Here is a 20,107-nt window from a genome sequence, read left to right as displayed (position 1 = left end):
TAGTTTTACAAACAGTGCCACTTGACGGTAAATGAAATTATATTGACGATTTTTAAAATATATTGACCGCAACTTGAAATATATCAGCGATTTTTAAGATATATCGACGCAACTTGAAATATATCAGCGATTTTTAAAATATATCGACCGCAACTCAATTTATATCAGCGATTTTTCGAATATATCGACTTACCGACAAAAACTGACAATATAAAGTGAAACTTTAATCAGCCCGGCAAATAGCGGGATAAAAAAGAGACTGTTCCAAATCGGAACAGTCTCCTTCTCCTTACGCGAATAGCTCTTCTAAAATTTTCAGTTTATCTTCTGTATATTTCACAAAGCCATCGTTATATGATTTTGGATCTTTCGGATTCGCAAAGTGTGTAATTGCTCCTGTTTGTGGGTGAACAAATTTACTTGATGCCCCGCAACCAAGTCCAATAATTGATTGTACTTCTTCCATAATAACAATATTGTAGATACTTTCTTGCGTAGGCATTGCATATCCAACGTTTTCTAAGTTACCTAAAATATTTTTTTGACGATATAAATAGTATGGCACGTAATTGTGGTTCTTCGTCCACTCTTCCGCCTCATGCATCATCGCAGTGATTTCTTCGCGACCTGCTACTTTATATTTACGTTTATTTTGTGTCATTTCAGAAGCACGTTTAAATGATAACGTATGAACTGTTAACGATTCTGGCATTAACTTTTCTGTTTCATCTAACGTATGCTTAAAGATTTCTAATCCTTCACCAGGAAGACCAATAATTAAGTCCATGTTAATATTGTTCATTCCCATTTCACGTGCTAAATGATACTTCTCAATCGTTTCTTCTACAGTATGATGACGTCCAATTGCTTTTAGTGTCTCTTGATGGTATGACTGCGGATTAATACTAATACGGTCAATGTTCCATTTATTTAACACTTCTAGCTTCGCTGGTGTGATCGTATCTGGGCGACCTGCCTCAACTGTTACTTCACGTACATCTTTCACATCTGGGAACGCTTCGTACATTTCTTCATACAGCATATCCATCTCTTCTGCTGTAATACTCGTCGGTGTACCACCGCCGTAATAAATCGTCGTAACTTTAACACCTTTTTCTTTCAAAAACTTACCGATTTCACGAACTTCATAATGTAAACCGCCTAAGAATGAATCAACAGATCCTTGGCGTCCGTTAATTGCGTAAGCAGGGAACGTACAGTACGCACATTTTGTAGGACAAAACGGAATACCGATATAAATACTTACTTCTTCTTTCAAGCGGTATAAATCTGGAACCACCGCTAATTGGCAATCAACAATACGCTGAAGAAGTTCAATTTTCTCTTCATGAATTAAATAACTTTCACGAAGTTCTTGGTGCGCTTCTTCTTTTGACATACCATTTTGAAGCATTTTGTGAAGCAGCTTCGTTGGGCGTACTCCCGTTAAAATACCCCAGCTCTGTTCAAGCCCAGTTAGCTGTTGAAGCACAGAAAGATATACATAAGAAACAACATGTTTCACTTGCTTCATACGTTCTTTTTCATCTGTAAAAGCAGATAAATCTTTCGAGAATGTTTCTTCATACACATTTCCGGTTGCAACATCTGTTAAACGAGCTGATGCTGCCACATTACCTTCTATCTGTATATCAACGATCAGATTTGCTTCTTCTTTCTCAAACCCTATCGTGCTCTCTTCAAAAAATAAACCGCCAATATTTTGTAGCGGACGTAAAAAACGATCATCTTGTAACGTTTTAATTGAAATTAACAACATTATCACCTTTTCATTTGCAAACTCTCTTTAGTTTACTTGAAGGGAGTTTGCAGGTCAATACAGAAGGTTTTACCTTATTTCTATATTATATTTACAACATACTGAATATTGATTTTCCACGAACATTTTCTAGTTGTATAGACATTATAACATACTCTTGCTACAATCTAGAACATATTTTGTTACTAATTTAACTATAAAAGGAGGACTGTTAACACGAGATACAGACTATAGCGTGTTATAACAACTATGAAAAAACAGTTTTACAACATTTTAGCACTTTCTTTGGCATTACAAACATTTGCAACTCCCACTTATTCATTTGCAGAAACTGCAAAGACAAACACAGAAACATCTACTGATGAAGAAGCCTTAAAAAGCATCGAAGAACATGCAAAAAAACATCGACATGATGAAGAGAATCACCTTGAAATAAATGGTGAATATCTGCTCCATTTATCAAAAAAACTTCCACTATATGATTCGAACACTTTACAGAACAAAACAAATAGTGAAGTTACTGACCAAGTCGTAAAGGCAACAAAGAAAAAAGATACTGCATACTATGTACAAACTGCGTCTAGTTCTGGCTGGATCAATAATGATGATAATAGTTTAGAAGTACGAGAGATTCATAAACTTTCCAATAAAAAATTAATTATAAAGGAAGAGACTTTTACATATTCACTTCCTTTCGAACCATTTAAAGAAGAAAATAAAATACAACCACAAACAATCACTCCTACTGAACAATCTGGGAATTGGTTTAAAATTCAAGTAAACGAAACATCAAAATGGATTTACGCGCCTTCAGCTACGTTTGAAGGTACGAAAGCATCCTTATTAGAAAATAAGAGTTCTACAGAAAAGAAAACTTTATATAGAACTCCCGCAAATTTATATACAAGCAATATTTATGGTGTGACATTTAAAGAAATGATTGTCCCAAAAGGTAATGAAAACATTCGACCTGGATACGCAATGGATCCAAAATACATTACAATTCATGAAACTGCTAATACGAGCAACGGTGCTAACGCTTTAAATCACGCAAAGTACCTAGATAGTCAAGCACGTGGAAACACTGATCGTTCAGCATCTTGGCATTTTACTGTCGATGATAAAGAAATTTATCAACACCTTCCATTAAATGAAGTTGGATGGCATGCTGGAAATAAAACTGGAAATTATGAATCAATCGGAATTGAAATTGCTGTAAATAGCGATGGCGATTATGTTAAAGCAGTAGAAAACGCCCGCAAATTAGCTGCGTATTTAATGAATGAACTAAATATCTCACTAGATCACGTTCAAAAGCACCAATTTTGGAGTGGAAAAAACTGTCCTGCATTTATGATTCAACGTGGACAATGGACTGCTTTCTTACAAGGAACAAATGCTTATTATAATGAAAATCGTAAAGATGTTATCCCTGAAGAAATCCCACATGAAAAAGACGACATTACAGGTGGCTGGTATGAGCAAGATATTCGCCAGTTAGCAGCTAAAAAAATTATGTTCGGCGACGGTAATGGTTCTTATTGGCCAAATCGTCTTGTAACACGTGCCGAATTTGCAAACTTAATGTCCCGCTCTTTAAAATTACCTGCTGGAAATTCTAAATTTACGGACTTAAACGAAGCACATTCATCTTTAGTAGATGGAATTAATCGTGCCGCTAGCGCAGGTATAATTAATGGTCGTGGGAATAATACATTTGATCCAAATGCTACAATAACACGTGATGAAGCTGTTATTATGATTGATCGTGCACTAGAATACAAATGGATTTATAGAAAAGAAGTGAAATTACCATTCACTGACCAAGACTTAGCATACAATAAAAAAGCATTACAAAACGTTTATGCATACGGAATTGTAAAAGGTAATGAGCGAAACGAGTTTGTCCCAAAAGGTACAGCAACACGTGGTGAAGCTGCTGCATTTTTAAATAGAATGCTTAAAGTAATCGAAGCATAAAAACAAAAAAGAAACGTAGCGAAAATGCTACGTTTCTTTTTTCATCGTTTCGGTGTATTTTTATGATTTTTCAAAAATGGAAGCGGAAATTGCTTACGGAAATGCTCTTTAATCATATATTCTACGCCGTTCTCAATATTAGAACGTGTAATCCAGTCTGCGGCTTGCTTTAACTCTACAGGCGCGTTCCCCATCGCTACCCCAAGTCCAACGTTTTCAATGACCTCTAAATCTTCTATGCTATCCCCAATCGCGACCATTTCACTAAGGTGAATATTTAAATGCTCCCCAAGTAATTGTAAACCACGTAGTTTCGATACATTTTGAGGGAGAATTTCTATACGCCTCGCATCACATTCGACGTACTCTATATCTTGAAATGCCTTTCTTAACGTATTCATCCCTCTTTCTTTTTCACCTTTCGTATGGAAAACAATATCAATTTTTGGTGCAGCTACTGGATGATCGCGCAGTGCATCCCCTAGCGAATCTACAAATTGAACTGGATAAAATAACGGATCTGCGCTCGATAATACAGTACGCGCAATTAAGTTTGGTGTATTTCTCTCACGATTCCCAATTGAAAATCGTTCATGAGAAATGCGAACATTACAATCAAAATGCTCTAACACTTGCACAATATTAAAGGTTTTCTCTTCAGATAATCTCCTTTGAGCGAACGGCTTATCTAACGATGCTGAAACGAAAGCTCCGCCATGTGTAACTAATATAGAATCTAATTTTAGCGCCTTGGCAATTTTATGAGCCGATTGAAAATTACGATTCGTAAATAATGTAACGTATACATCTTTTCTTTTCACAAATTCAATCGTTTCCCGTAACCCTTTTGCGATTTTTCCGTTGTTGTATAGTAGTGTCCCATCTATATTAAGAGCTAGTAAGCGATAAATCATGTCGCACTCCCCCTCTTCGCTGTTGTACTCTATCCATAATTTATGAAATAAATGTAGCAAATAGAACGAGTTAGAATTACTACTCAAAATTTGGTTTACTATATACATATACAACCAGCAAAGGAGATAGTACAATGCAGGCACCACCTTCTTTCTATGAAGGCGATACGTTAGAAGTCGCAAAGAAGTTACTCGGACATAAACTTGTTCATATTGTAGATGGAATAAAACGAAGCGGAATTATTGTAGAAGTAGAAGCATACAAAGGTCCAGATGATAAGGCCGCACATAGTTACGGCGGTAGACGAACAGATCGAACAGAAGTAATGTTCGGTGCACCCGGACATGCTTACGTATATCTTATTTATGGTATGTATCATTGTTTTAACGTAATTACAGCACCAGTCGGCACCCCGCAAGGAATTCTCATTCGTGCTCTTGAGCCTATAGACGGAATCGAAGAAATGAAACTAGCGCGCTACAACAAAACCGATATTACAAATAAGCAGTATAAAAACTTAACAAATGGACCTGGAAAACTATGCCGCGCACTCGGAATCACTTTAGAAGAACGCGGGGTATCATTACAAAGTGATACATTATATATTGAGTTAGTTCCGGAAGAAGAACATTTATCATCCACACATAACATAATAGCTGGCCCTCGTATTAATATTGATTACGCAGAAGAAGCCATTCACTACCCATGGCGGTTTTATTATGAAAAGCATCCGTTTGTTTCAAAATAAAGAAGCTATCCTATAAGTCAGTGAAACCAACTTATAGGATAGCTCTTTTTTCGTAATTCACCACACGTCGAAAAGCCGAAATCCGGGCTCGGATTTCGGTTTTGCTTCTATAGAAGAAACCGTTGTTCCTCCAACATTGCCAAATACAGCTCATCTCCAAAGAGAAAACCTTAAAAGCATTATTTTTTTAATGCATAATAATTATCCAAATTGAATTTCGACATAATGAAAGTTCCTGTTGGCGTTAAAAGTTGTGACATAGATTGTATGACCTGAGGTAATTGAGCTAACTCAATAGGATGTGATAACAAAATGTACTGGAATTTTTCATCTGTAAATACCTCATGTAACTTGTCATACTCAGCAGAAGTTGTAGGAGCTACCCGATTTGCAAGAGCTGCCGCTTTTTCATTACTTTCTGCTCCGAATAAAGAAACTGCCTGATAACACCCTTTCATTTTTAATAAAGTGGCACCACATCCAGCTCCTATATGAAGAATATTTACTTTATCAGGCGCAAATCGTTCTAAAATTGCTAGTAAATCATAATGAATGTATAAACTTTCACCATAAAATCCCCATTTTTCATACAACTTTATATTATTCGCATGTAAAACTACAGAAAATTTCATACTATCTTCTTTCCATGAGACACTTCCATAGTGATGAATAAATGTATCTCTACATAAATACAATTTATACCCTTTTTCAAAAATTCTTAGTGACAAATCATCATCTTCATAATTCCCCGGTGTAAATCGTTCATCTAATAATCCAACTTCATCTAACACCGATTTTTTTATAAGCATACAAAATCCGATTAATTTCATACGTTCTTCCCATTTATCTTTATCACTTTGATTATATAAAGTTGCAAACTTCTGCATTCCTTCAATATCTTTATAAAAAGTTTGTATAGCAGTATAGTAAGCGGCATTATTAGTTACGGGCCCTACCGCTCCAGCATCCTTACTTTCATATAAACACCGAATTAAGTTGCTTAGCCAATTTTCAGTTACGACCACATCATTATTCAATAATAGAATATTGTCACCTTTTGCCTCTTTAATTCCCTGATTGCATCCCTTTGGGAAACCCATATTCTCCGCATTTTCCACTAGCATAATATCCGATTGTTTTTGTAACCATTCTACAGTACCATCTGTTGACGCATTGTCCACAACTATTAACTCATACTCTTGTTCCACTGTATAAGTTCTAATACTTTGGATGCATTCTTTTGTATACTGTAATTGATTATGAGTCAATATAATTATACTTGTGAGCATGAATCAAACTCCTCTCAGCAGCCAAAATGATTATCTAGTATTATTAAATATTATTTTTCCGATAAACTATCAAAATATTTTCTATTATATTCAATGCTTGGATTATTAGGTATGAACTGTGCAGCTTGTTCGTTATGATAAATCGCCTTTTCATATTCTTTTATTCGATCATAACAAATACATAGTTGAATATGCGGCAACCATGTATGACACTCTTCTCGGACAAACGGAGAATCCTTTGGCCTTGGCCCGTCAATTGCTGCATGGTACCAATATATCGCTTTAGAATATTCCCCTTGTTGCAAAAATACACGTCCTAAGTGGCAACAAAGTTCTCCTCTAGGCGTGTCATACGTAAATGATTGCAAACAAGATTGTATAGATTTTTTTAAGTCCCCCAATTCTAAATAACATTCGGCTCTTTTTAAACAAGCTTGAATATTATCTTCAACCCAACCCTTTTCTTCATCTAAAAATTTAGAATACCCATTAACAGCCTTATCAAATAATCTGTGATCTCTACATTCATTTGCATAATAGTACACATCACGGGGACTAAATTCTTTTCCACTCTCAAGATGTTTTTCATATATTTTTAAATTACGATTAGTATATGCTTTTATTTTTTTATGACTTACCCCTACATCACTATTTATAAGATTTCCATACACCTCTAAATATTCATGAACAAATCCATGCCATTGAAAATTTCTACTTCTGTTGACTAATCGATATCGCCTTAAAGAATGTGTTGGATTTCCTTCTATATCAAAAGTTAAATAATATTTCATAGATACTGCATCCGTACTACGATCTAACGTACTTTTTAACTGCAACAATTTCTTTACATCTTCCGTATCTATTATGTCATCTGCGTCTAGCCAAAGAATATATTCTTTTGTAGCTTTAGAAAATGCAAAATTTCGTGCCGCTGAAAAATCTTCAATCCATTGAAAATCATAAACTTTCGCGTCATACTTCTTCACAATTTCTTTTGTAGCATCTGTGGAACCTGTATCTACAATAATAATTTCATCCACAACACTTTTGACCGATTCTAAACATTCCGATATAGTTTGTTCCTCATCTTTTACAATCATGCATAAACTAATAGTAATCGAGTTTCCCATCATATCCCCCCTATCCTTTTGATGTATATGTTTAGGGAGAAATTTATATTTCTTTTGATTCAAAATTGAGTTTTCATTTTACAAATGAAACATAATGAGGCGGTAGAGGGGAATTTCACGAGAAGATTGCTCATCAATAAAAAAAACGAAGCCTGAACAAGACTTCGTTTCTTATATAGAGAATACATGATTTCGATTCCTTTTACTCCGCACCTTCCGCAGTCGCAATATTATCCTCTAAATTTTCTCTTGATAATTCAGCCGCCATAAAATCAGCTGTTTCTGGAAGTGCTAAATGCATATGAGATTTTTGGCAAATTTGGATCGTACAGTTTTCTACAACATAATCGAAAACATGTCCACCCCCGCTAATTTCATCATCAATGTAATGTAAGTGGAAACCAGCTACACCAATACCTTGCGCGTAATCCGGTGTCCAAAATCCAGCCATCGTTCCATCCGTATCTTTAAACGAAAAAATCGGTTGTGATTTCGTCACTTCAACGAGTGGCGTATACGGTTTTTCTTGTCTTGGAACAGTTCTCGTTCTAACTTCACGGAACGTACCGTCCATTCGAATCGCATAAAATAAGTTTTTACTTGGCATTAACTCATGTAATAATGCTTCCACTTCTTCACGATTCATCGGACGCTCTACCGTATAGCTCATTTCTTTTTCAAAAAACGTTACAGTCGCAAACGGTGTTGTTTCTTCCGGATCTACCTTTTCCGCTGAACCGTCTGAACGTAAATGATAAAACTCATTATCAAACGCAATCATTTCACCATCTAATTGATCAAATGTGCCGATGCCAAAATCACCACGTTCTTTCAATTCCTCAAAGTTAATAACACCATCATATATACCATCTAATAGCGCAAGCATTGTAGATGTTTGATATACTTCATTACTCGTTTTCGTTTTTTTTGCATCAATATCAATTAATTGCGCAACATTCATCTCACTCATGCCTCCATTAGTTTAATTGATTTGGTAATAGTTTTTCACTTAATTTAATGTTGTCACGATAATCAATTGGAATATCAATAATGACAGGACCGTCTGCTTCTAATGCAGTTTTCAATACATCTTCTAATTCATCTGGTGTATTGACACGAAGACCTAACGCCCCGAAACTTTCCGCATATTTCACAAGATCAACATCGCCAAACTCTGTAGCTGATGTTCTGCCGTATTTCATCATTTGTTGGAACGCAACCATATCGTACGTACCGTCTCTCCATACGAGATGGACAACCGGAGCATTTAAACGTACCGCTGTTTCTAATTCCATTGAAGAGAATAAGAAACCACCATCACCTGACACGGAAACAACTTTCTTGCCCGGTTCAACTAAAGTAGCGGCAATTGCCCAAGGAAGTGCAACACCTAACGTTTGCATACCGTTACTAAATAATAGTCTACGTGGTTCATAAGAACGGAAACATCTTGCCATCCAAATAGAATGTGAACCGATGTCGCATGTAACGGTTGTATCGTCACTAATTAAAGAACGAAGTGTACGAATGACTTGAAGTGGATGCGTAACACCTTCTGAAGCACGGTTTGGAACTTCTGCTTGCTCTGATAATTTCGAGCGTAATCGTTCTAAAACTGCTTCTGATTTCGTATTTAATACAAGCTTCGGTAATTTCTCTGCAATGCTATTTACAGTTAAAGCGATATCGCCAATTAATTCACGCTCTGGTTGGTAATCATGGTCGATATCTGCTTGATGGTCATCAAGATGAATAATCGTTCTGTCTCCAAGTTTATTCCAGAATTTCGGATCGTACTCAATTGGGTCATAACCGATAGAAATAACAAGATCCGCTTCTTCTAGTAAAATATCACCTGGTTGGTTACGGAATAATCCAACGCGGCCGAAGAAATGATCTTCTAACTCACGTGAAATCGCACCAGCTGCTTGATATGTTTCAACGACAGGAAGTTCTGTATCAGCAATTAATTCACGAACCGCTTTCGTTACTGCATTCGTGCTCGCTCTCATACCGAGTAAAATAACTGGTAATTTCGCTGATTTTATTTTTTCTACTACATATGTAATTTCATGTGTGGGAGCGATTCCAAGCTGTGGCTTAGAAAGCGCACCGATAGACTCTACAGTCGTTTCCGCAGTCATAACGTCTTGCGGAAGACTTACTAAAGTAGCTCCTGGATTTGTGGAAGTCGCACTTCGGAATGCATTTGATAGCGCTTCTGGCACATTATCAGGATGCTCTACTTCTACGCTATATTTTGTGATTGGTTCGAATAGTGCAGCATTATCCATAGATTGGTGCGTACGTTTTAATCGATCCGTACGTGGAACCGCACCAGCTAAAGCAACAACGGGATCACTCTCCGCATTCGCAGTAACAAGACCTGTCGCTAAATTCGATGTCCCTGGTCCTGAAGTTACAAGACACACACCCGGTTTCCCTGTTAATCTACCAATAGCAGCTGCCATAAATGCTGCGTTTTGTTCATGACGACAAACAATTAACTCTGGTCCTCTTTCTTGCAGTACATCAAATACAGAGTCAATCTTCGCTCCTGGAATACCGAAAACATGTGTAACACCTTGTTTAATTAAACAATCAACAACAAGATCTGCTCCTCTTGTTTTTGTTTTCACGTCGTTTGCTTTTACACCTGTACTCAAACTAATCATCCCTTTATTTCATAATGTGTGTAATAAAGATTTTTAATTTCACCTAGTTAATTAATGTGGTGAAGTATCGTTTATCATTATATTACAAATGCATTATTTTTCCAACGATATGAATTTGACAGTTTTTTGACAACCTCTAAGGAATACGCTTACAACCCTTTGTTTATCCTAAAATAATATTTTTATATCTCCTCTAAAAATGCACGAAAAAATTCCATCTAATCACAGTATTAATAAGATTATAGTACCTTGCAAAGAATACTACTAAATGATATATTTGTAAATATTGGAATACCCAATAATTGGAACACTCCTTATAATTCTTATCCCCCTTTTCAAAAGATAGGATTCTTAGCTGTAATTCATCATTTTATAAAGGAAAGTGATTGTTATGAACAAAAGTGAATTTTTGGAACAACTTAGTTCTTCCCTGCGGAATATGCCTAATGCAGAAAAGAAAGATATTATTTCAGAGTATGAAACTCATTTTATCAGTGCTAAACAGGATGGGAAATCTGAAGAAGAAATTTCTAGAAAACTAGGAGACCCTAAAACTATTGCTAAAGAACTTAATGTTTCCTATGCAATACAAAACGCGGACAATAAACGAAGCTTCAAAAATATGATAACCGCACTATTTTCTGTTATGAGCTTAAGTGTTTTAAACTTTGCCTTTATCATTATCGCCTTTTTCGTACTACTCTTTTTATTACCGATTCTTCTAGCCCTTATCATTGCCACACCATTGTTAATCATTTCACCTATTTTATTACTAGGATTAGGATTTTTTAAAGGATTTCATCAAATCAGTTATTCAGATGTATATAGTGTGTTCATAGCTTTTTGCATCGGTTTACTAATTTCTGTGATATCTTACCAAATGATAAAACATGTATACTCAATTTTAGTAAAGTATTTAAAGTGGAATTTTTCCATTTTACAAAGATATTAATGAATGAAAAAGGAGATTAAAATGAAGAAATACACTTTATATCCACTCATACTGCTTGCTCTTTTATTTATATCAGCTTGTTCACACAGTGCACAATCTAATGATATGAACAATACACAATCCGATAAATTAGACGATGTACAATCTATTAAAGATGTTACTATTAAAATTCCAGAAAATATATTTAACTCTCAAAAAAAGGACGAAAATATTAATGAAGACGAAATGAAACAAAATATAAAAAATTATTTAGATTATAGCGGAGAGTTATTTGAAAACACCGTTCCCCTTTCATCAGCCCTGTCTGACGAGAATGTCACTGAATCCGACCGAGAGAAATTAAAAAAACTAATAGATTTAGCAAAACAAAATGATGCAAATTTCCATGATTTTATTAGTAACAACACTATACCTAATGATTACAAAAAGCCTTCAAAAGAAATCTATGAATTTATTTCATCGTCTACCGCACTTTCAATAGAGCTAGATCAAGAAATAGAAAAAATCGCTCAAGATGGTAACTTATTCAAGGCCGATTTTTCTTTTACAAAGCGCTTTGAGAAAGTTAATGGTAGAAAGCAAAAAGAGATTGAAAAGTTTTTGAAGGAAAAGAATATTGAAACTGAGTATTTCAACAAGTGATGAAATATTCAAAAATTGTTGAATCTATCATAAGCCCATTCAAAATAGTCACTAAAAAAGACTATTTTGAATGGGCTTTTTTTTGTGGATGGACTATCAAAATGCAATTCATCTATTTCATAAACAAAAAAGACGCCCCTATACTAGGAGCATCTTCATCATTACGCTTGTTGTTGCGCGTTATATAATTCTTCAAGTGGCTTCATGATAATTTTGTTAACGTCAGTGATAACGATGTTTAAACGTTGCTCAGTTTCCATTAACTTTGTGATTTTAGCATCTTGTTGAATACGAGCTACAACTTCTTGTGCTTTTTGGTTATCTTCTTCAGTGATTTCTTGACCTTGCATCATTTTTTGTTGTAGGCCAAGTTGCATCATGCGGAACTCATCGAATAAGTTCTTTGAAACTGCATCTCCTTGTACTGCTGCGTAGCTTGCTTTTAATGTTTGGAAATCTTCGTTTTCAGCGATTGTTTTTTGTAATTCATATGCAACATCATGAATGTTTTTTGTCATTTTATTTTTCCTCCTTTAGAAGGCTAGCGCTTTTCGCTCGCACTGCCTTTTAAGTGCATTTACATACGCACCTCTTCTTACCATATCAAACTATGCAAGAGATGTGAAGAAATTTCACTTTTATTTCTATGTATTCGCTTCTATTACCTAAGGAACAACAGTAACAATCCTTGCACGAGTCCGATCATTCCTCCTAATAATGCCCCTAAATACGTAATCATTTTCAATTCATTTTTTGTTATAGATAAGACTAGATCCTCTAGTCTCTCTGTTGAAAATGTAGACACTTCTTGCTGTACAATTTCCGCAAGGTGTAGATTGTTTAATATACTTTCTACGTTTTCTGTCCCCCACTTCAATCCTTTCGTTACTGCACTTGGGACTACCTTTTCCATGATTGTTTCTCGAACTGGCTCACATACTTGCTGAACAGATTGATTTAAAAATTTACTCACTGTTTCCTCAACTTTAACTGCTGACAATATGGATTTCACAATCATTTCTTTTTCTACAAACGTTTCTAATTCTTTTACATCTCTTCCTTTTAACTTTTCCCACTCTTTTTGCAGTACATCACTTAAAATCTGCTTCGTGCCATCTTGCCCTAAAAACTTAATGACTTCTGGCTGTACTCGATCCACTAAACTGACATTCCCTAAAAACATTCCGACTAAGTTAAGTAGCGTTCCTCTAGAAGCAAAGAAATCATCAATCATTTTTGAAAGACGTGCTTTTCCTTCTTCACTTTCAAAAAAGCGAATTCCTCGCTCTAAAATAAACGCCGAGATATTCGGAATCGCATGCTCTACTTTTTCATGAACAGAATGAGGCAATGCTTGTTCCCATGTATATGTATAATACTCTGCTAAAAATGCATGAATTTTTCCTGTAATAACATGTTCGATTTTTTGAGTCGCCTCTTCTTCGACATGTGTTAAATTCCATTTTTCTAACATATCCCGTAACGATTGTTCATTCGTAATTACTTTCTCAACTTCAACTTGCGCCCAGCGGATTAAACCGACTTGAAACTCTTCATTTGTTAGCTTCTTTCCGATTCCTTCTGGTGTTAACAAATGCTCTACAACCATTTTTCCTAATTGAACAGCAAGCTCATCACGGCGCTTCGGAATTAACCCTGGCGTAAATGGAACTTGAAACTTCCCAATATATATAGGACGATGAGGACGAAATAACATTTTTATTGCTAAATGATTTGTGTACCCTCCAATAATTGCCCCGAGTCCTGTCGTTGTTAACATATTCAACCATATATTCATCACAATCAACCTTTCACTTCTCCAAAACTATAGCATATCATCATACGGACAAAAGTATAATAGTATAAAAACGTATTTGCAATATATAACTTCGCCTATTATGCAAACATCTTGTTAATAAAGGAGTGATTTCGTTGGTTCTTGGTCTTTTAACTTCCGGGCTCCATCACGAGCAAACGTATTACACCGAAATCGCTAAGCGTGCTCGTCTTTATCATAACGTCGTTGCTCAATTCACACCGTTTAGCATTGATTCAAAGACAGATCTTATTTCCGGTCTTATTTACGATACAGATACAGGAAATTGGATAAATCAAACCTTTCCCATTCCTTCATATATATATGATCGTTGTCATTTCAAAGAGGATGAGGAATTCCAACAAGCAAATGCGATTATTCATTCATTACACAAACGTTCTTCCACTACTTTTTTAAACAACACTCTTATTAATCCAAACGATTTGCACAATCTTTTTCTTACTAATAAACGTCTTTCTCCTTACGTACCAAAAATAAAAAAAGGGACAGTACAAGGAATTTTTAAATTACTACTAGAAACAAGAGATATCATTATAAGACCAATCAATATACATTCCAATGAAAATTTATATCGGGCCACTTACAAAAATAAAACATTTCATGTCGATACAATAAATGAACAGCATCATACTTCTACTCAATTCAAACGGACAGATGAATTTATATCATGGTGCAAATTTCACATACACGCATCCCGTTATATGATTCATCCAATGTTACAACCTCCAAATCAACTATCATATCCAATTCATATTCGAACCATTATGCAAAAAAATAAAGAACAGAATTGGGAAGTACTCGGTCAATTTATACAAAAGGATACCTTCCCTACACAATTTTTACTTTCAGCAACAGAACGTTCTATGTTACATCCATTTCCTAAAATTAAATATTTACTTTCTTCAACTGGCGTTCAATTATTGAAAGATGCTTTACATGACGTTGTAACTGAAGTTTTTAAAACACTTGATCAGTCCTATTCTTCATTATTTGAATTAGAGCTTTCTACCATTATGGATCACAAAGGTGCCATTTGGCTTATGTACGTCAATACAATGCCGTCATACGAAATTTACACCAAGTACAACGACCAATTAGCCGAACAAATTTTTCATGGTCCATTAAAGTTTAGCCGATTTACACCATAACGAAAGGAGGAGACACCCGTTGAAAGAGCACATATATACATTAAGTATTTCAGATGAGCATCCAAATAGTATTACTTTACCTTACGTTTTTTCTATTACACCGCCAATTACATCCCTTTCCTTTGGCTTACGTTATATTGCATGTGAGAATATTAAAATTCATTATTCATTCACGCGAGAAATTATTATTGGCGAACAGATTGCAGCCGATCTTTTACTACCGCATTCAGCAACAATTCATGCCTTCTTACACAATCAAACCATTGTTTTCGGCCCATTAATCGGGATTTTCACAACTGGCTTTAACGATGATTCTAATTCTCCTTTAGGAAGTCGTTCCATCTCTCTCAGTGAGTTATTAACACCACCATTCACATTACAGCCATTTGTATTTGTCTTTGGCCTTCAACATATAAACTGGGAAGAGGAAACAATTGAAGGGTACTTCTTTCAAGATAGCAAATGGGTAAAGAACAAAGTCCCTTTACCAAATGTCATTTACGACCGTTTACCCAATCGCCAAGCAGAAAATTACAAACCTATCATAAGAGCAAAAAAACGATTAGAAAGTGACTATGCGATTCCATGGTTTAATCCAGGTTTTTTCAACAAATGGGAAGTTCATCAACTTCTAATAAAAGAAGATTCGATTCAACCATTCTTACCAAAAACAGAAGCATTTCAACATTTTGAACAAGTAGAACGACTTCTCGGTACGTATAAGTACATTTATATGAAGCCGATACATGGTAGCTTCGGAAGAAATATTCATCAAATACTCTATTCCCAAACGGAGAATTGCTACTATTGTCGTTATCGTGAAAATGACCAAAATAAACTAAGAAAGTATCAATCATTAGAAGCTCTTCTGAACCATGTGTTAAAAGGACATGATTTAAAAAAGTTTATCGTACAACAAGGTATCTCACTGCTCCGCTTCGAAGGGCAACCCGTCGATTTTCGCATTCATACAAATAAAAACCATTTTGGTAATTGGGTAGTCAGTGCAATCGTCGCAAAAATCGCCGGCAAAGGTAGCTTAACAACTCATGTAAATAGCGGCGGTGATACGAAATTACTTCAGGAACTATTTCCTGATTCAACAAAGCAAGTTCAAATTGAAAATAAACTAAAACAAACAGCCTTACAAATCAGTTACGCACTTGATCAACAAGTAACCGGGAACATTGGAGAGATTGGTTTCGATATCGGTTTAGATACAGCGGAAAATCCGTGGTTATTTGAAGCAAATTCTAAACCGGGGCGAACTGTATTCCAAGATGAAAAGTTAAAAGAACAAAGCGAGCTTACGCGTCAATTATTTTATGAATATGCCATCTATTTAACTGAACACTCTTTGCGCGATTCGAAAGAAAAAATATCTCAAATACAATCAAATCCTGCACCTAACACTGAAAATATCCCGTCCCCTATGATTAACTCACAAATAAAAAAACAAAAACTTCCACCTCACTCATAAGGTGGAAGTTTTCTATTTATCCCGCTATTTGTGGGCAGTAAAACTCCCACCTCAAAATTCGGCTGGAGTCAGGCTGCCCGTAAACGCCCGATTGTTACGGGCTAATAATTAGTGGGGATGAACAAAACCCCCACTGATTAAAGTTTCACTTTATACAAACTTCACTACAACTTCCGTTTCCACATTACATACTCCGCAATAAAAAATATGATTGCAATATTCATTTGAATTATTATGTGTTAAACCATCTACCGCACTTAATAATTCCTGATCCATATATGCACTGTAATCATCTATGTAATCCACAGTTTTCCCATAATCTTGGAGTATTCCTTGGCAATTTTGACAAGAATATGTTTGTGATTCTAATGCATTGCAAAGCGGGCAAATTCCCATCGTGATTCCTCCATATGTTATCCTTTTTAGATTCTAGCCGTGCATAAGAGCGGTCAGTCAGTACCTTTTCCTGCCCCATCCCGGATTAAAACAGAACTATGAAGTTAATACCAATTTAATTTTTATTTTACTAAGCTGTAAGCACAGCTGATTATATATAGAATTTAAACGTAGATGATTTCGCTCTTAGTTTAGCCTTCTTTCTTAAAAATACAACGATTACTCTTATTTCATAATTTACAAAATAGCGAAGATTTTTTTACAAAATTTACAAATTATTATTTTGTATATCTTTCTAGGTAACATCCATACTATGAGTACAAACTTAATTACCGATGGATTAGCGCCAAACGGGGCGATAATCTGGTTCAAATCCAGCTAGTCCAACCAAAAAAATTTTTATAACTCTAAGGAGGATATATTCCTATGGCAAACCAAAGTTCTTACAATCAATTAGTAGTACCAGGAGCAACAGCTGCAATCGATCAAATGAAGTACGAAATCGCTCAAGAATTTGGTGTACAATTAGGAGCAGATTCTACGGCTCGCGCTAACGGTTCTGTTGGTGGAGAAATTACAAAACGTCTAGTTGCAATGGCTGAGCAAAGCCTTGGCGGATTCCAAAAATAAATATATATGGCAAAAAGGTCTCAAGGCATATGCCTTGAGACCTTCCTTAATTTATTGCAACATTTGTAAAAACTTCTTCGTTCGTTCTTCTTTTGGATTTGTAAATACATCTTCCGGTGTACCTTGTTCGACAACGACACCGCCATCCATGAAAATAACACGGTTCGCAATTTGATGAGCAAAGCGCATTTCATGCGTTACAATGACCATCGTCATTCCTTCTTTAGCAAGTTCTTTCATAACCTTTAAAACTTCTTGAACTAGCTCAGGATCAAGTGCTGACGTTGGTTCATCAAATAGTAAAACTTCCGGCTCCATCGCAAGCGCACGAGCGATTCCAACGCGCTGTTGTTGTCCACCTGATAATTGGAACGGATATAAGTCTACTTTATCCGCAAGACCAACTTTTTCAAGGAAATAGTTTGCTTTTTTCTTCGCTTCTTCTTTCTCCATCTTTTTCACTGTAACGAGCCCTTCCATTACATTTTGAAGTGCCGTTAAATGAGGAAATAGATTATGGTGCTGGAATACCATACCTGTTTGCGTACGAAGATTTACAATATCTTTCTTCGATACTTTTTGAGCGAAATCAAGCTCTTTATTGCCGATACGAATGCTACCAGCGTTCGGCGTTTCTAACACGTTGAGGCAACGTAAGAACGTTGTTTTACCAGATCCAGATGGCCCGATAATAACAACCACTTCGCCCTTCTCAACTGATAAATCTATATGCTTTAGTACGGTATTATCTCCGAAACTTTTTTGTAAATGTTGAATTGAAATCATAAAAACAAAAACTCCTTTTATGAAAGGGTTATTTTAGAGTATAACGTTCTGAACGTTTTTCTAATATTTGTTGCACGATAGATAATAAGAAGCAAATTACCCAATAAATTAGACCTGCTTCGAAATAAACAATTAAAAACTCATAGTTCATTGCCGCAATTTCCTGCGCTTTTCGGAACATTTCTGTTACTAAAATTAACGACGCTAATGACGTATCCTTCACTAAACTAATAAATGTATTCGAAAGCGGCGGAATAGATACACGCGTTGCTTGCGGTAAAATAACACGTTTTAATGCTTGTGGATATGTCATCCCAATTGTGTAAGCTGCTTCCCATTGTCCTTTCGGAATAGAAAGAATAGAAGCACGAATAATTTCAGATGCATATGCACCAACATTTAATGAAAAACCAATAATTGCTGCTGTATATGGCTCAACCTCAATATTAAGAGTTGGAAGACCATAGAAAATAATAAATAACTGTACAAGAAGTGGCGTTCCGCGAATGATAGATACATAGATACGAGCAATCCATTGTAAAATACGACTACCTGAAATACGAGCGAGCGCTGTTAGCGTCGCAAGTATAATACCGATAATAAATGTAATAAGCGTTAATGGAATTGTCGTAAATACAGCTTCCTTCAGCATAGGCATGAAGGAAGACTGCATAATATCTATCCAAGTAGACAGTCGATCTGAGACCACTACACTACTTAGAAACATTTTCACCGAACCATTTTTTCGTTATTTTGTCATACGTACCGTCTTTTTTCATATCTTCTAACGCTTTATCTACTTCTTGTACAAGCTTATCGCTACCTTTACGGAATAAGAATCCACTTTGTGAAGCTTCTTTTTCTGTATCTACAATTTTAATTTTTGCATCTTTTTTCGTTTCTAAATAATTTAATACTGATAACTTATCATTAATTGTAAAATCAACGCGTCCTGAAGCTAATAATTCTGCCGCTTGGCTAAATCCTTCTACACCTTCGATTTCTGCACCGTTTTTCTTAGCAATATCTGCATAGTTACTTGTTAAAGATTGTGCTCCTTTTAACCCTTTTACATCAGCAAATGTAGCAGGCTTATCTTTATCTTTTGCGATAACTAATGCCGCTGAAGATGAAATGTATGGTTTAGAGAAATCGTATTTCTTTTGACGATCTTCACGAATACCAACTTCGTTTGCAACCATATCGAAACGTTTTGCGTCTAGGCCAGCAAGTAAGCTATCCCATTGTGTTTCTTTAAATACAGGTTTTACACCTAAACGTTTTGCAACTTCTTCCGATAGTTCAACGTCAAATCCAGTTAATTTATTGCTTGAATCGTGGAACGTAAATGGTGGATATGTACCTTCTGTACCAATTACAAGTTCACCGCTTTGTTTAATCTTTTGTAATGCGTCTTGACTAGCTGTATCTTTTTTCTCTTCTTTACCGCAGCCGGCTACAATCCCGATCGCTAATGTAGTTACTGCAAGCACTGAAAATAATTTCTTCATGATAGTAATCCTCCAAGTATTCTGATAGGAATTTAAAAACTATATTGATTGTATGCAATCTTGAGCAATTTTTCAATGAAAATGTTCTTATTTAGTTTATCCTTTTTCTTCATAATCAAACAAAATGGAAAAATAACGCTACATACAAAAAATAAGTAACATTTTTAAATATAGCATTTATATAGAAAAAGGTAAAACAATACTTCTT

The 20,107-nt window shown here is 35.5% G+C and carries 19 protein-coding genes; 7 read left to right on the top strand and 12 right to left on the bottom strand.

Annotation, left to right across the window (positions count from 1 at the left end; translation table 11 throughout):
• Nucleotides 1-289: 289 nt before the first annotated feature.
• Complete coding sequence (locus LUS72_RS04470) at nucleotides 290-1,780, bottom strand: coproporphyrinogen III oxidase (protein ID WP_141533569.1); 1,491 nt, start codon at nucleotides 1,778-1,780, stop codon at nucleotides 290-292.
• A gap of 249 nt (nucleotides 1,781-2,029) precedes the next feature.
• Between LUS72_RS04470 and LUS72_RS04465 the strand changes: the two genes are divergently transcribed.
• Complete coding sequence (locus LUS72_RS04465) at nucleotides 2,030-3,760, top strand: S-layer homology domain-containing protein (RefSeq protein WP_264448618.1); 1,731 nt, start codon at nucleotides 2,030-2,032, stop codon at nucleotides 3,758-3,760.
• Nucleotides 3,761-3,801: 41 nt separating this feature from the next.
• Here the strand turns inward: LUS72_RS04465 and LUS72_RS04460 are convergent, their stop codons facing one another.
• On the bottom strand, nucleotides 3,802-4,674 hold the full coding sequence (locus tag LUS72_RS04460) for a Cof-type HAD-IIB family hydrolase (RefSeq protein WP_097831231.1): 873 nt from the start codon (nucleotides 4,672-4,674) through the stop codon (nucleotides 3,802-3,804).
• Nucleotides 4,675-4,808: 134 nt separating this feature from the next.
• Here LUS72_RS04460 and LUS72_RS04455 point away from each other — a divergent pair, with 134 nt between their 5' ends.
• Nucleotides 4,809-5,423: a DNA-3-methyladenine glycosylase gene (locus tag LUS72_RS04455; protein WP_097831232.1), complete on the top strand. Its 615-nt coding sequence runs from the start codon at nucleotides 4,809-4,811 to the stop codon at nucleotides 5,421-5,423.
• 179 nt (nucleotides 5,424-5,602) lie between these two features.
• Here the strand turns inward: LUS72_RS04455 and LUS72_RS04450 are convergent, their stop codons facing one another.
• From LUS72_RS04450 to alsS, 4 genes are all read right to left on the bottom strand, one after another.
• Nucleotides 5,603-6,712 carry a glycosyltransferase family 2 protein gene (locus LUS72_RS04450; RefSeq protein WP_097831233.1) on the bottom strand — a complete coding sequence of 370 codons (1,110 nt, stop codon included), beginning with the start codon at nucleotides 6,710-6,712 and terminating at the stop codon, nucleotides 5,603-5,605.
• A 50-nt stretch (nucleotides 6,713-6,762) separates the two neighbouring features.
• Nucleotides 6,763-7,842: a tetratricopeptide repeat-containing glycosyltransferase family 2 protein gene (locus LUS72_RS04445; protein ID WP_097831234.1), complete on the bottom strand. Its 1,080-nt coding sequence runs from the start codon at nucleotides 7,840-7,842 to the stop codon at nucleotides 6,763-6,765.
• A gap of 202 nt (nucleotides 7,843-8,044) precedes the next feature.
• Entirely contained in the window at nucleotides 8,045-8,803 is a 759-nt protein-coding gene (gene alsD, locus LUS72_RS04440) for an alpha-acetolactate decarboxylase (protein WP_097831235.1), read from the bottom strand.
• Nucleotides 8,804-8,819: 16 nt separating this feature from the next.
• A complete protein-coding gene (alsS, locus tag LUS72_RS04435; protein WP_097831236.1) occupies nucleotides 8,820-10,508 on the bottom strand; it encodes an acetolactate synthase AlsS in 1,689 nt (562 codons plus the stop codon).
• Between the two features lie 400 nt (nucleotides 10,509-10,908).
• Here alsS and LUS72_RS04430 point away from each other — a divergent pair, with 400 nt between their 5' ends.
• Both LUS72_RS04430 and LUS72_RS04425 read left to right on the top strand, forming a co-directional pair.
• On the top strand, nucleotides 10,909-11,469 hold the full coding sequence (locus LUS72_RS04430) for an HAAS signaling domain-containing protein (protein WP_097831237.1): 561 nt from the start codon (nucleotides 10,909-10,911) through the stop codon (nucleotides 11,467-11,469).
• Between the two features lie 21 nt (nucleotides 11,470-11,490).
• Complete coding sequence (locus tag LUS72_RS04425) at nucleotides 11,491-12,111, top strand: NDxxF motif lipoprotein (protein WP_097831238.1); 621 nt, start codon at nucleotides 11,491-11,493, stop codon at nucleotides 12,109-12,111.
• A gap of 161 nt (nucleotides 12,112-12,272) precedes the next feature.
• Here LUS72_RS04425 and LUS72_RS04420 read toward each other — a convergent pair whose 3' ends face one another.
• Nucleotides 12,273-12,629 carry a YlbF/YmcA family competence regulator gene (locus tag LUS72_RS04420; RefSeq protein ID WP_097831239.1) on the bottom strand — a complete coding sequence of 119 codons (357 nt, stop codon included), beginning with the start codon at nucleotides 12,627-12,629 and terminating at the stop codon, nucleotides 12,273-12,275.
• A 143-nt stretch (nucleotides 12,630-12,772) separates the two neighbouring features.
• A complete protein-coding gene (locus LUS72_RS04415; protein ID WP_097831240.1) occupies nucleotides 12,773-13,918 on the bottom strand; it encodes a DUF445 domain-containing protein in 1,146 nt (381 codons plus the stop codon).
• Nucleotides 13,919-14,043: 125 nt separating this feature from the next.
• Here LUS72_RS04415 and LUS72_RS04410 point away from each other — a divergent pair, with 125 nt between their 5' ends.
• Together LUS72_RS04410 and LUS72_RS04405 are read left to right on the top strand one after the other, a co-directional pair.
• Complete coding sequence (locus tag LUS72_RS04410; protein WP_141533571.1) at nucleotides 14,044-15,096, top strand: YheC/YheD family protein; 1,053 nt, start codon at nucleotides 14,044-14,046, stop codon at nucleotides 15,094-15,096.
• A gap of 19 nt (nucleotides 15,097-15,115) precedes the next feature.
• The gene (locus LUS72_RS04405; RefSeq protein ID WP_097831242.1) at nucleotides 15,116-16,576 is read left to right on the top strand and encodes a YheC/YheD family endospore coat-associated protein; all 1,461 of its coding nucleotides are present in this window, start codon (nucleotides 15,116-15,118) and stop codon (nucleotides 16,574-16,576) included.
• A 150-nt stretch (nucleotides 16,577-16,726) separates the two neighbouring features.
• On the opposite strand, the gene LUS72_RS04400 is transcribed toward LUS72_RS04405, so the two are convergent.
• Nucleotides 16,727-16,972 (bottom strand): hypothetical protein, encoded by a 246-nt coding sequence (locus tag LUS72_RS04400; protein WP_088062099.1) that lies wholly within the window; start codon nucleotides 16,970-16,972, stop codon nucleotides 16,727-16,729.
• A gap of 426 nt (nucleotides 16,973-17,398) precedes the next feature.
• On the opposite strand from LUS72_RS04400, the gene sasP reads away from it, so the two are divergent.
• Nucleotides 17,399-17,602: a small acid-soluble spore protein, SasP family gene (sasP, locus tag LUS72_RS04395; RefSeq protein WP_000013349.1), complete on the top strand. Its 204-nt coding sequence runs from the start codon at nucleotides 17,399-17,401 to the stop codon at nucleotides 17,600-17,602.
• Nucleotides 17,603-17,653: 51 nt separating this feature from the next.
• On the opposite strand, the gene LUS72_RS04390 is transcribed toward sasP, so the two are convergent.
• The 3 genes from LUS72_RS04390 to LUS72_RS04380 are packed head-to-tail and all read right to left on the bottom strand — an operon-like array spanning nucleotide 17,654 to nucleotide 19,899.
• On the bottom strand, nucleotides 17,654-18,388 hold the full coding sequence (locus LUS72_RS04390) for an amino acid ABC transporter ATP-binding protein (protein ID WP_097831243.1): 735 nt from the start codon (nucleotides 18,386-18,388) through the stop codon (nucleotides 17,654-17,656).
• Between the two features lie 28 nt (nucleotides 18,389-18,416).
• Nucleotides 18,417-19,115 carry an amino acid ABC transporter permease gene (locus LUS72_RS04385; protein ID WP_071747859.1) on the bottom strand — a complete coding sequence of 233 codons (699 nt, stop codon included), beginning with the start codon at nucleotides 19,113-19,115 and terminating at the stop codon, nucleotides 18,417-18,419.
• Nucleotides 19,102-19,899 (bottom strand): amino acid ABC transporter substrate-binding protein, encoded by a 798-nt coding sequence (locus LUS72_RS04380; RefSeq protein ID WP_016082716.1) that lies wholly within the window; start codon nucleotides 19,897-19,899, stop codon nucleotides 19,102-19,104. Before LUS72_RS04380 ends, LUS72_RS04385 begins: the two co-directional genes overlap by 14 nt.
• Between the last annotated feature and the right edge of the window lie 208 nt (nucleotides 19,900-20,107).

Origin of the sequence: Bacillus cereus (assembly GCF_025917685.1) — a bacterium.
Classification (GTDB): Bacteria; Bacillota; Bacilli; order Bacillales; family Bacillaceae_G; genus Bacillus_A; species Bacillus_A cereus_AT.
The sequence above is the reverse complement of the archived record's forward strand: the minus strand, read 5'-3'. Positions and strand labels throughout refer to the sequence as shown.